Below are 13,032 nucleotides of genomic sequence, written 5' to 3' on the forward strand. Positions count from 1 at the left end.
GCCGCTCCACGAAACGGCGTCGGGAACCCTCACGGCCCGGGCTTAGGCTGAAGACCATGGCACCCGAATTGCGCGTCGATCCGCAGGTTCTGACGGCCGCGGCGAGCACCATGGCGTCGTGCGGCTCCGCGGTCGGCGGAGCCAAGCCGGGAGAATCGCTGAATTCGGCCGCGGCCGGCATGTCCGGGCTCGCCTCCGGCGCCGCCTGTCAGCGTGTCGGCCCGGTGCTGAACACCGATTGCGAGAACCTCGGCAAGGCCGTCACCGGCTTCGCCGACTCGCTGCGCACCGCGGCCGCCAACTACCAGAGCACCGACGCCGCGGCGGGCAACGCCATCGGCACGACGATGCCGGGACGCTGATCAGCCCGGCAGGCGGTTGTTGATCCGCAGGCCCGCGAACAGCGCGAGCACCAGCACGAAGAACCCGACGCGCGTCCAACTGCCGCTGGCGTCGCCGCGGATGGTCTGGTAGCCGATCTGCTCCTGCAGATTGGCATACACACGGGTCAACTGATCGAGGGTCTCGGCGCGGAACGACTCGCCGCCGGTGACCTTCGCGATCTTCTGCAGCGACAGGTCATCGGTCGGGACCGGCACTTCCTGCCCCTCGTAGGTGATGACACCCGACGGTGTACCGAACGAGATGGTCGAGATCACGACGTCCTGGTCCTTGGCCGCGCGGGCCGCCGTCAGTGCGCCGCGCGGGTCGTTCGGGTCCGCCGGCACGGTTTCCTTGCCGTCCGACATCAGCACGATGTGCGCGGGCGGCGGACCGTCGCCGCCGCCCATGACGGCGTCGAGGGTGGCGATGGCCTGCAACGCCGTGAAGATGCCTTCGCCGGTCGCGGTGCGCGGGGACGGCTCCAGCGTGTCGATGGTCCGCGCGACGACGTCGTGGTCGCTGGTAGGTGCCACCAGCATCGTTGCGCTGGAAGAGAATTGGACGAGGCCGACGCTGATCCCGTTGGTCAGGCCTTTGACGAACGTCTTGCCGGCGCTCTTCGCCGCCTCGATGCGGCTGGGTTTGACGTCGGTGGCGATCATCGATTCGGAGACGTCGATGACGAGCATGACGACGGCGCGGTTACGCGGAATCCGGATGTCGTGGGTCGGTCCGGCCATGGCGGTGGTGAGAAAGACCAGCGAGACCACCAGCAGCACCGCCGGCAGGTGCCGCCACCGCGACCGGGTCTTCGGCCGTGCCGCGACGACCTGCTCCAGGAGCTCGGTGTTGGCGAACCGCAGCACCCGCTTGCGACGGGCCTTGCGCAGCAGCAGATAGATCGCGACGGCGCCGACGACGGCGATCAGGTACAGGAAGAACCAACCGCTCGAGAACCCGGACAGCGTCAGTGGCCCGATAAAGGGGATCTCCAACAGGCACTCTCCGTTGCGTTCGGCGTCGATCGCTCAGACCGATATGCGGCAATCGTACCGACGCCGCCTTGTGGGGCACTGAACGCGACATCCCGACCAGGTGTGGTCGGCGCGAATGCCCTCAGTCCGGCAGCCCGAGCGCGGCCATGGCGCCCTCGACCGCCGCCCGCCTCAGCTCGTCGGCCGGAACGTCCGGGAACTGCAGGCAGCAGTCCTGGAGGCCGCCGAACGCGATGACGGCGCGGGTCGACTGTTCCAGGGTGGGCCGGCGCCCGAAGACCAGCTTCCCCAGCCGCTCACGCCAGGCCAGCATGCTGTCGATCAGCCCCAGATCGGCGAGCGTGGTCAGGTCGGTGACGATCATCAGCAGGTCGGCCCGGTGCCGGTAGTGGAAGTCGAAGTAGCCCTGCAGCAGCTGGCGCGGCGTCGCCCGGGCCGCGCCGCGCAACCGTTCCTGGGCGGCCACGAATTCCTCGCCCTCATCGATCAACGGCTGCAGGATGCTGCGCACGAGGTCCTCACGCGAGGTGAAGTGGTAGTACAGCGCAGGTTTACTGATGCCCAGCCGGTCGGCGATGTCCTGCAGGCTGGTGCGCTGCACGCCCTTCTGACTGAACAGCTCGCGCGCCACATTCTGGATGCGCGACCGAGTCTCGGACGGGGTTCTCGCCACGTAGCCACCCTAACTTACTTAACGGGCGGTAAGCTGTCCGCACATCACTTACCGACCGTTAAGTAAATGCGGAGGACTCCATGAAGGTGCTCATCTCCGGCGCCAGCATCGCCGGCCCGGTCCTGGCCTACTGGCTGTCCCGGAACGGATTCGACGTGACGGTGGTCGAACGCGCGCCGGCCCTGCGCAAGACCGGCGGCCATGCCGTCGACCTGTTCCGCCCGGCCATGGAAATCGCCGAACGCATGGGCGTGTTGGACCGCATCGAGGCGCGGGCCACCGGCACGACCGCCCTCACGCTCAACCGTCCACCCCGCACCCGGTGGACCCACATCGACTACGTCAAGCTCATCGGGGCCATGTCCGACCGGCACGTCGAGATCATGCGTGACGACCTCAGCCAGGCGTACTACGACGCCGTCCGCGACGACGCCGAGTTCCGCTTCGGGGACCAGCTCACGTCGATCACCGACGCCGGGGAGGTGACGTTCGAGAACGGCGCGCCAGAGCGCTATGACCTGGTGATCGGCGCCGACGGTCTGCACTCCGGCGTCCGGCAGCTGACCTTCGGCGACCAGGCCCGGGAGGTGTTTCTCGGTGGCTATCTGGCAGTGGTGTCGGTGCCGAAAATGCTTGCGCCCAAAGGTGAGATGAGCGGATACCTGGCGCCGCGAAAGATCGCCATGGTGTACAGCGCCGACCACCTCGACGATGCCCGGGCGGTGTTCATGTTCCGGACCGATGAGCCGCTGGACTACCACTACCGCGATATCGCCGCGCAAAAGCGGCACCTGCGCGCGGCGTTCGAGGGCGTGAGCCACGAGGTCGACCACTGGCTGGGCGAGCTCGACACCACCCCGGCGTTCTACTTCGACGCCATCACCCAGTTGGAGATGAGCACCTGGTCCCGGGGCCGGGTGACGCTGGTCGGCGATGCCGGGTACTGCCCGGGGCCGGGGGTCGGCGGCAGCACCAGTTTGGCGGTGTACGGGGCGTACGTCCTGGCGCATTCCCTGGCGGCGGCCCGCGGCGATCACACCGCCGCGTTCGCCGCCTACGAGCGGACCATGGCCGCGCCGGTGGCCGGCAGCCGCACCATGGCACGGGTCAACGCCAAGACCATCGTGCCCGAGTCTGCTTGGGGCGCAAGAACACTCCTCGGTGTCGGACGGGCCATATCGGTGTTGCCGCATACCCTGACCGGGCGGCTGGCCCGGCTCAACGCGAAGGGCATCCGGCTGTACGACACCATGCCGCTGCCCGACTGACGTCTGCGCGTGTGGCCGAAGCCGCTGCGGTGTCACCCTTTTTCGCTACGTTGGGTTCATGGCCCTTTCCAAGGATGAACGCGAACAATTTCTGGCCGAACCACACATCGGGGCACTGTCCGTCAACGCCGGCGCGGACCGCGGTCCCCTGACGGTGCCGATCTGGTACCAGTACACCCCCGGCGGCAAACTGTGGCTGCTGACCGGTCTCGGCTCCCGTAAACACAAGCTGATCGAGGCGGCCGGACACCTGTCGTTGATGGCCGAGCGGCTGGAGCCGTCGGTCCGCTACGTCGCGGTCGACGGTCCGGTGCTCAGCATCGAGACGGGCACCGACGAGCAGCTGGTCGAGATGGCCGAACGGTACCTCGGTAAAGAGAAGGCCCCGGCCTATCTCGAGATGGCCCGGCGCGAGCACGGCCCCAGCGTGACCGTCACCGTCGACCCGAAGCACTGGCTGTCGGCCGACCTCGGGGCGCTGTGATGCCATGTCGTCCCGACAACGCCTGTTCCGGGTCTTCTACCGGCTCGGCTTCACCCCGTGGGACGGGCATCCACTAGCGACCAGCCTGCGCGGACTGGTCGAGGGTGACGGTGCCCTGACCCCGGGCACCGCGCTCGACATCGGTTGCGGCACCGGCGACAACGCGTTGTACCTGGCCGGGCTCGGCTGGGACGTCACCGGCATCGACTACGTCGCGAAGGCGGTCGAGAAGGCGCGGGCCAAAGCCGCCAAGCGGGATGCCGCGGCGCCGGGCTCGGTGCGGTTCGACCAGGCCGACGCCACCCGGCTCACCGGCCAGGGCATCGGCGCGGATTTCGCGCTGATCGTCGACAACGGGTGCCTGCACGGCATGAGCGCCGACGACCGCGACGCCTACGTGGGCGAGGTGACGGCGGTCGCGGCCGCGGACGCGCGCCTGCTGATCGTCGCGTTCGTGCCGGGTGCGTCGTTCGGGGTGCCCGGGATCGACCCGGCCGAGGTGGAACGTCGCTTCGCACTCGGGTGGACGCTGCTCGACAGCGGCGACGAACCGGGCCTCGACCACAATGGCAAGAACCCGGCGCGGTACTACCTGTTCGCGCGGCGGCGTACCTGAGGCGTCGCGGTCACTGACCGTCATCTGCTGGGCACTTGACAAGCAATCACCTTGCGCGCGTTGACATTGCATCTGCCCACACAAAGTGCGAGTAGACAAGTGCGTGGTTGCACAGTCAACGAGGGCCGCACATCGATCGTGCGGCTACGCACACAAAACCCGAGTACACGTGTGTGTAGGCGCAGGGTCAATGGCGGGCAAGGTCCACGCCGCCGGGCGTAGCGTGGCCACATGGCCGAACTTTCCGACGATGTGATCGCGTTTCTGTCCGAGGGCACGCGTACCGCGGTGCTGGGCTGGGTCGCCACCGATGGGCGACCGCTGGCCGCCCCCATCTGGTTCGTGGTTGATGACGGCGCGCTGGTGTTCAACACCGGCAAGGACACGGCCAAGGGACGCGCGCTGGCCCGCGACCCGCGGGTGGTGTTGTGCGTCGACGACACGTCCCCGCCCTATGCCTTCGTCCAGGTTCAGGGGCTCGCGGCCATCAGCGAGGATCCCGACGAGGTTCTCGACATCGCCACCCGCACCGGCGGCCGCTACATGGGCGCCGACCGCGCCGAGGAATACGGTCGCCGCAACGGCGTTCCCGGCGAACTCGTGGTCCGGGTGAAACCGACGAAAGTCATTGCCGCATTTGATGTGGCGGAGTGAGGACAGCATGACCGACCTTTCCGCATTCGCCGAGTTGTCCGCCCGCGATCACGGGCTGGTCGTGCTGAACACCCTGCGCGGTGACGGCAGCATCCAGTCCTCGGTGGTCAACGCCGGCGTGATGCCGCACCCGACAACCGGGGACCCGGTCGTCGCGCTCGTCGCCATCGGCTCCGCCCGCAAGCTGCGCAATCTGCGAGCCGACCCGCGCACCTCAGTCGTCGCACATGCGGGCTGGCAGTGGCTGACGGTCGAGGGCGCAGCCGAGATCATCGGCCCGGACGACACCGATCCCGAGACGCTGCGGGTGTTGCTGCGCAACGTCTTCACCGCCGCCGGCGGGACCCACGACGACTGGGACACCTACGACCGCGTCATGCGCGAAGAAGGTCGTGCGGCGGTGCTCATCTCACCGAAGCGCGTGTACTCGAACCCCGCGCGCTGAATCAATACCCGCTCGCCGGAACCGGCCCGTCGGCCATGCCCCGCGCCTGCGCCAGCAGCCGCCGACCGCCCCCGGCAAGCAGTCCGACATCGGTACCGACGGCGATGAAACGGCAACCGTAGTCCTCGGCGGACCGGGCGAGCGCCGGATTCGCGGCAAGTGTCCCAATGGGTTTGCCCGCACGGCGAGCGCGCGTCACCACGTGGGCGAACGCACTCTCCACCTCGGGATGCGCGGGCTGACCGAGATGCCCCATGGTGGCCGCGAGGTCCGACAGGCCGACGAAGACCGCGTCGATGCCGTCGGTCCCGGCGATGTCATCGACGGCCGCGACCGCGGCGGGCGTCTCGATCTGCGCGATGAGGCGCATGCGAGTGTTCGCCGTCGCGAGATAGTCGGTCTGCCCGCCCCATTCAGATGCACGGGCGAGAGCGCTTCCGACACCACGTATTCCGTGCGGCGGGTACCGCGAGGCGGCGACGGCGTCCCGCGCCTGCTGGGCGCTGTCGATCATCGGCAGCAGCAGGTGCCGCGCGCCGATGTCGAGGTAGCGCTTGATGGTGTCGGCGTCGGTGGTCGGTGGACGCACCACGGCGGTGCTTGCGGTACCGGAGATCGCCTGCAACTGGTGCAGGACGGTCCGCACGGTGTTGGGCGCGTGCTCCGCGTCGATGAGCAGCCAGTCGAAACCGAGGGTTGCGCACAGCTCGGCGCTGTACGCGTCGGCCAGCCCCAGCCACAACCCGACGGCCGGGCTCCCGTCAGCGCCTCCAGTGAACCAATCAGCAGGCATGGCTTGCACTTTCGCCATCGCTGAAGCGGCAAGAGATCGATCCGAGCGGCCCATAGTCGACGTGGAAGGTGTCGCCGGGACGGGCCTGCACCGGACGGGTGAATGAGCCCGACAGGATGACATCGCCGGGCTGGAGCGTGACACCGCGGGCACCCAGTCGGTTGGCCAGCCACGCCACCCCCACGGCCGGGTGGTTCAGGACGGCCGCCGCGACACCGCTCTCTTCGATGACCGCGTTGCGGTAGCACAGGGCGCTGACCCAGCGCAGGTCGATGGCGTTGGGGCGCACCGGCTTTCCGCCGAGGACGACGGCCGCATTGGCGGCGTTGTCTGAGATGGTGTCGAGGACGGTCCGGGTGCCGCCGGTTGTCCGGTCGACCTGTTCGATGCGGGCGTCGATGATCTCCAGCGCCGGCACGACGTAGCGGGTGGCGTCCAGCACGTCGACGACGGTGCAGTCCGGCCCGGAGAGCGCGCGGTCGAGGATGAAGGCGAGCTCCACCTCGACGCGGAGGACGATGAAGCGGTCGGCCGGCAGCTCGGAGCCGTCGCCGAAGAACATGTCGTCGAGCAGCACACCATAGTCGGGCTCGTCGATATTCGACGCGCGTTGCATGGCCCGCGAGGTCAGACCGATCTTGTGCCCGCGCACCCGGCGCCCGTCGGCGATCAGGTGCCGCACCCATTCTTGTTGCACCGCATAGGCGTCGTCGATGGTCATCTGCGGATAGGCGCGCGACACCTGCGGCATCTGCCGGCGGTTCCGCTGCGCGGCCTCGAGCTGCGCGGCCACGGCCGCCACTGTGTCCGCGCTCAGCACGGCCCGGCTCCGGTCCCCGCTGAGCACGGACGGCCAAACATGTTGCCGTTGTGCGATGTACGTCATGTGTGGAATTCCTCTGGTCGGTAGTCGGGGTGACGGTCCGGCGATTCGGTTCGTCTGCCTTACTGTCAGGCTCCTAGACTGTCGTCATGAGCCGGCCGCAGATCAGCACGTCCAACGTTCGTCGCACCCTCTCTGCGGCCCGCGTCAAACTCACTGCGCCCGAGGCCATGCGGCCCGTGCTCGGACTCATGAAGGGTGGCGATCCGTCGAAGGACGTCAGTGCGGCACGCCTGGGACTGTCGCTGCTGTGGTTGGCCGACGACGTCATCGCCGCGGTGAATCGCAAGCTCGAGCGTGTCAACATCTCGGAAGCCAAACTCGATGTCCTGATGATCTTCGCGGCGCAGCTCGGCCGGCCCGAAGAGGAATGGAGTGTCCGTCAAACTCCCAGCGGACTTTCCGAGTACTTCGGCATCACGAAGGCCAGCGCCACCGGTCTCATCGACTGGCTGGAGAACCGGAAGCTCGCCACCCGGACCCGCCATGCCACAGACCGCCGCAGCACGCCGGTGCGGATCACCCCCGAGGGCGAAAAGCTGGTGGCCGAGGCGGTCCCGGTTTTCGAGCAGGCGTGCGGCGAGCTGGTCGACGTGCTCAGCGAGCGTGACCGCCGGGACCTTCAGCGCATCCTCGACAAACTCTGGATTCACGTGAAGGCGCCCGAGGCATCCGAAGACTGAGACTTGCTGTCCGCCAAGGTGATCCGGTCGAGACGGAACGGGGAGACCGTGGTGTACCAGCCACCGCCGTGCATGCGTGCGACGACGTCCAGCCGGCTCGCGTCGACATGCCCGCGGCGTTCGTCGATGACGATGTCGTCGCGGACGTGCGCGTGGGAAACGGCGCCGACCACCATATTTCGACCCCGCCCCAGGGCCACCGTCTGAGTGAAGGTGCACTCCAACGCAACCGGGCTCGCCGCGATCCGGGGTGGCACCACAGCATGCGACGCCACCGTTTCCAGACCGGCCTCGCCGATTTCGTCGACGTCGGCGTCGAAGTCGACGGCGGTGACGTTCATGGCATCGAGCAGTCCCGCGGTCACGAGATTGATCACGAATTCACCTGCGTCGACGATGTTCCGGGCGGTGTCCTTCGGTGCGCCGTCCCTATTGCCGATGCCGAGTACCACCACCGGCGGCGTTCCGGCCATGAGATTGAAGAACGAGAACGGCGCGGCGTTGACGCGGCCGGCGGCGTCGACAGTGGTGACCCAGGCGATCGGACGCGGGACGATCAGCGACGACAGTAGATTGTACCGCGGCTTCACGTCCATGGCGTCGATGTCGAACAACATGTCGGTCTCCTGATCTGTGTCGTAATCCCTTGGCGCCCAACCGGACTTGCTACCGCTGACTCTTACGGCACCGGCAGTGGCCGATCTGATGGATCTCCACCAGGTTGTTCGCCGGGTCGCGCAGGAAGAGCTGCTTGAGCTCAGGGGCCGCGACGTTGTCGAGCACGAAATAGTCCACGCCCAAACGGTTCAGCTCCGCCTCGGCTTCGGCGACGTCGTCCACCGCGAGGGCGATGTGGTTCTCGACGGGATCCTTTCCGGGCCCCTGGCTGTAGGGCGACGGCCCGTCGCTCCCCAGCAGGTGAATCTGGACGTCGCTCGGGATATCCAGGAAGTAGCCGTGGATGCCCGGGATGTGCCACCGGCCGCCGTCCTGGGTCAGGTTGAGCACATCGCGGTAGTAGTCCTTGGCCTCGTCGGCCTTGGCACTACCCATGCCGAGGCCGATGTGGTGCAGTTCGCGGATCTGGACAGCCATCGGGTCACTCCTCAATCAGTTTTAGTATGCCTACCATACTATCAGGCAGGCGTAACTATGCCCCGACTGAAGGCACGGTGTCAAGGTCGGACGTCACCCACCAACGCAAAAACCCCCAAATCCCTTGGGATTTGGGGGTTTTTGTTGACGCTAGAAGGTCAGCTCTCCAGCGAGGCCGGCGGCAGGAAGCGGTCGCCGTACTTGGCGGCCAGTTCCTTGGCACGGGCCACGAAGGCCTCCTTGCCGACGCCGAGCTCGCCCTGGTAACCGACGATGAACTGCGCCGAACCACCGGTGTACGGCGGGAAGCCGATACCCATGATCGAGCCGATGTTCGCGTCCGCGGTCGAGGTCAGCACGCCCTCGTCGAGGCACTTCTGCGTCTCGAGCGCCTCAGCGAACAGCATGCGGTCGATCATGTCCTGCAGCGGCAGTTCGGTCGTACCCGAGTTGAAGGCTTCCTTCAGCCCCGGCCACAGCTGGGTGCGCTTGCCGTCGACGTACTCGTAGAAGCCCGCGCCCTTCAGACGCGACGGGCGACCGAGCTCGATCATCTTCTCGACGACAGCCTCGGCCGGGTGCGCGACGTGGGTGCCACCGGCAGCCTCGACGCCTTCCTTGGTGGCGACAGCGATCTTGTGCATGAGCTCGAGGTTGAGCTCATCCGAAAGCTGCAGCGGCGCAGCCGGGTAACCGGCCTGCGAACCGGCCTGCTCGATGGACGCGGGCGCAACGCCCTCGCCCAGCATGGCCAGCGCCTCGTTGACGAAGGTGCCGATCACGCGCGAGGTGAAGAAGCCACGGCTGTCGTTGACAACGATCGGGGTCTTCTTGATGGCCAGGGTGTAGTCGAACACCCGGGCCAGCGCCTCGTCAGAGGTCTTCTCGCCCTTGATGATCTCCACCAGCGGCATCTTGTCGACAGGCGAGAAGAAGTGGATACCGATGAAGTCCTCCTGGCGCTTCACGCCGGTCGCCAGACCGGTGATCGGCAGTGTGGAGGTGTTCGAGCCGAGCAGCGCGTTGGGTTCGACGATGTCCTCGATCTCCTGGAACACCTTGTGCTTGAGTTCCTGGTTCTCGAACACGGCCTCGATGACGAAGTCGACGCCCTTGAGGTCCTGCGGATCGGCCGTCGGGGTGATCCGGGCCAGCAGCGCGTCGGACTTCTCCTGCGTGGTCTTGCCACGCTCGAGGGCCTTGGCCTCGATCTTCTCGGAGTAGTTCTTGCCCTTGTCGGCGGCTTCCTGCGTGACGTCCTTGAGGACGACCTCGTAGCCGGCCTTGGCCGAGACGTAGGCGATACCGGCGCCCATCATGCCCGCGCCCAGCACACCGATCTTCTTGATGTCCTGCTTGGCGATGCCCTCGGGACGCGAGGCGCCACCGTTGATGGCCTGCAGGTCCAGGAAGAACGCCTGGATCATGTTCTTCGCGGTCTGGCCGGTGACCAGGCTGGTGAAGTAGCGGCTCTCGATGCGCGACGCGGTGTCGAAGTCGACCTGCGCACCCTCGACAGCGGCATCCAGGATGGCGCGCGGCGCGGGCATCGGGGCGCCCTTGAGCTGCTTCTTCAGCAGCGCCGGGAACGACGGCAGGATGCCGGCCAGGCCCGGGCTCGACGGGGTGCCACCGGGCATCTTGTAGCCCTTGACGTCCCACGGCTGCACGCCACCCTCGGGGTTGGCCTTGATCCAAGCCTTGGCGGCCGGGATCAGTTCCTCGACGGTGTCGACGAGCTCGTCGACCAGGCCGGTGGCCTGCGCCTTGGCCGGGGTGAAGCGGGTGCCCTGGCTCAGGACCTCCATGAAGGCCTTCTGGATGCCAAACATGCGCACGGTGCGGGCGACGCCGCCACCGCCGGGCAGCAGGCCCAGGGTGACCTCGGGCAGGCCGATCTGGCTGCCGCGGACGTCGGCCGCGATGCGGTGGTGGCACGCGAGGGCGATCTCCAGGCCACCACCGAGAGCGGCGCCGTTGATGGCGGCGACGACGGGCTTGCCCAGGGTCTCCAGGGCGCGCAGGTCGGCCTTGATGTCCTCGACCATGGAGAACGCCTCGCCGGCGTCGTCCGGGCCGATCTGCATCATGCCCTTGAGGTCACCGCCGGCGAAGAAGGTCTTCTTCGCGCTGGTGATTACGACACCGGTGATGGAGTCCTTCTCGGCAAGCAGGCTCTGCACCGCGTAGTGCATCGACTCCTTGTAGTGCTCGTTCATGACGTTGGCCGAACCGGTCGGGTCGTCCATGGTCAGGGTGACGATGCCGTCGGCATCCTTGTCCCACTGAATTGTCTTCTCAGCCATTGTTTTTCGATTCTCCCTAGACGCGCTCGATGATGGTGGCCACGCCCATGCCGCCGCCGATACACAGCGTGACCAGCGCACGCTTGGCACCGCGGCGCTCGAGCTCGTCGACCATGGTTCCGGTGATCATGGCGCCGGTGGCGCCCAGCGGGTGGCCCATCGCGATGGCGCCACCGTTGACGTTCAGCTTCTCGTCCGGGATGTTCAGGTCCTTCTGGAACTTCAGGACGACCGAGGCGAAGGCCTCGTTGATCTCGAACAGGTCGATGTCATCGACCGTCAGGCCGGCACGGTCCAGCACCTTCTTGGTGGCCGGGGTCGGGCCGGTCAGCATGATGACCGGGTCGGCACCGCTGGTGGCGGTGGCCACGATGCGGGCGCGCGGGGTCAGGCCCTGCGACTTGCCGGCAGCCTCGGAACCGATCAGCACCAGGGCGGCGCCGTCGACGATGCCCGAGCTGTTGCCACCGTGGTGGACGTGGTCGATCTTCTCGACGTAGTGGTACTTCTGCAGCGCCACGTCGTCGAAGCCGCCCATGGCGCCCAGGCCCGCGAACGCGGAGTTCAGCTTGCCCAGGCTCTCCAGGGTGGTGCCCGGACGCATGTGCTCGTCGTGGTCCAGGATGGTCAGGCCGTTCTGGTCCTTGACCGGGATGACCGACTTGGCGAAGTAGCCGCCCGACCACGCTGCGGCGGCCTTCTCCTGCGAGCGCACGGCGTAGGCGTCGACGTCCTCGCGCGAGAAGCCCTCGATGGTGGCGATCAGGTCGGCGCCGATGCCCTGCGGGACGAAGCCGATGCGGTAGTTGGTCTCGGGGTCACCGGCCCACGCGCCGCCGTCCGAACCCATCGGGACGCGGCTCATGGACTCGACACCACCGGCGTACACCAGGTCGTCCCAGCCGGAACGGACCTTCTGGGCGGCCAGGTTCACGGCCTCCAGGCCGGAAGCGCAGAAACGGTTGAGCTGGAAACCACCGGTGGTCTCGGGCAGCTTGGCCACGAGCGCGGCGGTGCGGGCGATGTCGCCGCCCTGGTCACCGACGGGCGAGACGACGCCCATGATGACGTCGCTGATCAGGTTCTCGTCCAGATCGGGATTGCGACGACGCATTTCGTCGATCAGGCCGACGATCAGGTTGACCGGCTTGACCTCGTTCAGTGCACCGTTGCGCTGCTTGCCACGGGGCGTGCGAATGGCCTCATAGATGAAGGCTTCTTCGGACATGTGTTTGCTCCAGGTCCTATTGAGATGGGGTTGTGGGTGCATCCACCGGCAGGTAGACGGTCCCCTGCCCGGAAGCGTAACAGGCCCTCCCAACCAGGTGGTTGGGAGGGTGCGGCCCATCACTCGCGAGCGTGCGTGTCTGTACGGCAACACGCCGTCTGAGGCGTGCAGAACGCGCACTCTCGCCGGCCGCGAAGGTGCGTTGAGCTGCTATTTCTTCCGTTTCGGCCGGCGTCGACCGGTACGCCCGCGCCAGTTCAGCGCCAGGTCTGTCGCCGAGTGTCGACGCAAACCAGCGTCCGAACAGCGCCCTCAGGGCAGAGTCAACGCCGGCGCCGACCGGGAACCCGTTGACCCTGAAACCAGGGCGCATTTGTGCGAGAGGACAGCGCCCTCACCACAGGCTCAACACCCTTGGCCCGTTCATCCTGAAACCAGGGCGAACTTTCGCGACTAGGTACCGCCCAGATTGCAGAGTCAACGCCACCGCCAACCGGGAACTCGTTCACCCTGAAACCAGGGCGC

Annotated in this window: 15 protein-coding genes; 7 read left to right on the forward strand and 8 right to left on the reverse strand. The window is 67.2% G+C overall.

The genetic code is table 11. From position 1 onward, the window contains the following. Positions 1-56 precede the first annotated feature (56 nt). Positions 57-362, forward strand: a complete 306-nt coding sequence (locus tag ACJH6J_RS25680; RefSeq protein WP_406776054.1) for a type VII secretion target — start codon at positions 57-59, stop codon at positions 360-362. Here the strand turns inward: ACJH6J_RS25680 and ACJH6J_RS25685 are convergent, their stop codons facing one another. Both ACJH6J_RS25685 and ACJH6J_RS25690 read right to left on the reverse strand, forming a co-directional pair. After that, positions 363-1,379 (reverse strand): VWA domain-containing protein, encoded by a 1,017-nt coding sequence (locus tag ACJH6J_RS25685; RefSeq protein WP_406804732.1) that lies wholly within the window; start codon positions 1,377-1,379, stop codon positions 363-365. Between the two features lie 121 nt (positions 1,380-1,500). After that, on the reverse strand, positions 1,501-2,052 hold the full coding sequence (locus ACJH6J_RS25690) for a TetR/AcrR family transcriptional regulator (protein ID WP_406804733.1): 552 nt from the start codon (positions 2,050-2,052) through the stop codon (positions 1,501-1,503). Between the two features lie 80 nt (positions 2,053-2,132). On the opposite strand from ACJH6J_RS25690, the gene ACJH6J_RS25695 reads away from it, so the two are divergent. From ACJH6J_RS25695 to ACJH6J_RS25715, 5 genes are all read left to right on the forward strand, one after another. Then, on the forward strand, positions 2,133-3,320 hold the full coding sequence (locus tag ACJH6J_RS25695) for an FAD-dependent monooxygenase (protein WP_135357251.1): 1,188 nt from the start codon (positions 2,133-2,135) through the stop codon (positions 3,318-3,320). A 58-nt stretch (positions 3,321-3,378) separates the two neighbouring features. Next, a complete protein-coding gene (locus tag ACJH6J_RS25700) occupies positions 3,379-3,804 on the forward strand; it encodes a pyridoxamine 5'-phosphate oxidase family protein (protein WP_064859740.1) in 426 nt (141 codons plus the stop codon). Between the two features lie 4 nt (positions 3,805-3,808). Beyond that, positions 3,809-4,420 (forward strand): class I SAM-dependent methyltransferase, encoded by a 612-nt coding sequence (locus ACJH6J_RS25705; RefSeq protein WP_406804734.1) that lies wholly within the window; start codon positions 3,809-3,811, stop codon positions 4,418-4,420. A gap of 231 nt (positions 4,421-4,651) precedes the next feature. Beyond that, complete coding sequence (locus ACJH6J_RS25710) at positions 4,652-5,074, forward strand: PPOX class F420-dependent oxidoreductase (protein WP_406804735.1); 423 nt, start codon at positions 4,652-4,654, stop codon at positions 5,072-5,074. Between the two features lie 7 nt (positions 5,075-5,081). Continuing rightward, positions 5,082-5,519 (forward strand): TIGR03618 family F420-dependent PPOX class oxidoreductase, encoded by a 438-nt coding sequence (locus ACJH6J_RS25715; protein ID WP_406804736.1) that lies wholly within the window; start codon positions 5,082-5,084, stop codon positions 5,517-5,519. A 1-nt stretch (position 5,520) separates the two neighbouring features. Here the strand turns inward: ACJH6J_RS25715 and ACJH6J_RS25720 are convergent, their stop codons facing one another. Both ACJH6J_RS25720 and hpaH read right to left on the reverse strand, forming a co-directional pair. Next, entirely contained in the window at positions 5,521-6,312 is a 792-nt protein-coding gene (locus ACJH6J_RS25720; protein ID WP_406804737.1) for an aldolase/citrate lyase family protein, read from the reverse strand. Continuing rightward, positions 6,302-7,198: a 2-oxo-hept-4-ene-1,7-dioate hydratase gene (gene hpaH / locus ACJH6J_RS25725; RefSeq protein WP_406804738.1), complete on the reverse strand. Its 897-nt coding sequence runs from the start codon at positions 7,196-7,198 to the stop codon at positions 6,302-6,304. The genes ACJH6J_RS25720 and hpaH overlap by 11 nt, the downstream gene beginning before the upstream one ends. 86 nt (positions 7,199-7,284) lie before the next feature. Here hpaH and ACJH6J_RS25730 point away from each other — a divergent pair, with 86 nt between their 5' ends. Continuing rightward, the gene (locus ACJH6J_RS25730; RefSeq protein WP_406804739.1) at positions 7,285-7,878 is read left to right on the forward strand and encodes a MarR family winged helix-turn-helix transcriptional regulator; all 594 of its coding nucleotides are present in this window, start codon (positions 7,285-7,287) and stop codon (positions 7,876-7,878) included. On the opposite strand, the gene ACJH6J_RS25735 is transcribed toward ACJH6J_RS25730, so the two are convergent. The 4 genes from ACJH6J_RS25735 to ACJH6J_RS25750 all read right to left on the reverse strand — a co-directional run bounded on the left by ACJH6J_RS25735 (position 7,845) and on the right by ACJH6J_RS25750 (position 12,507). Further along, positions 7,845-8,495, reverse strand: a complete 651-nt coding sequence (locus ACJH6J_RS25735; protein WP_406804740.1) for a flavin reductase family protein — start codon at positions 8,493-8,495, stop codon at positions 7,845-7,847. The two genes, ACJH6J_RS25730 and ACJH6J_RS25735, sit on opposite strands and share 34 nt — an antisense overlap. A 49-nt stretch (positions 8,496-8,544) precedes the next feature. Continuing rightward, positions 8,545-8,973, reverse strand: coding sequence for a VOC family protein (locus tag ACJH6J_RS25740; protein ID WP_226520609.1), 429 nt, complete (start codon positions 8,971-8,973; stop codon positions 8,545-8,547). 158 nt (positions 8,974-9,131) lie between these two features. After that, entirely contained in the window at positions 9,132-11,279 is a 2,148-nt protein-coding gene (locus tag ACJH6J_RS25745; protein ID WP_267324678.1) for a 3-hydroxyacyl-CoA dehydrogenase NAD-binding domain-containing protein, read from the reverse strand. 16 nt (positions 11,280-11,295) lie between these two features. Continuing rightward, on the reverse strand, positions 11,296-12,507 hold the full coding sequence (locus ACJH6J_RS25750; RefSeq protein WP_064859744.1) for an acetyl-CoA C-acetyltransferase: 1,212 nt from the start codon (positions 12,505-12,507) through the stop codon (positions 11,296-11,298). Between the last annotated feature and the right edge of the window lie 525 nt (positions 12,508-13,032).

This window comes from Mycobacterium sp. SMC-18 (assembly GCF_045310895.1).
Lineage (GTDB): Bacteria > Actinomycetota > Actinomycetes > Mycobacteriales > Mycobacteriaceae > Mycobacterium.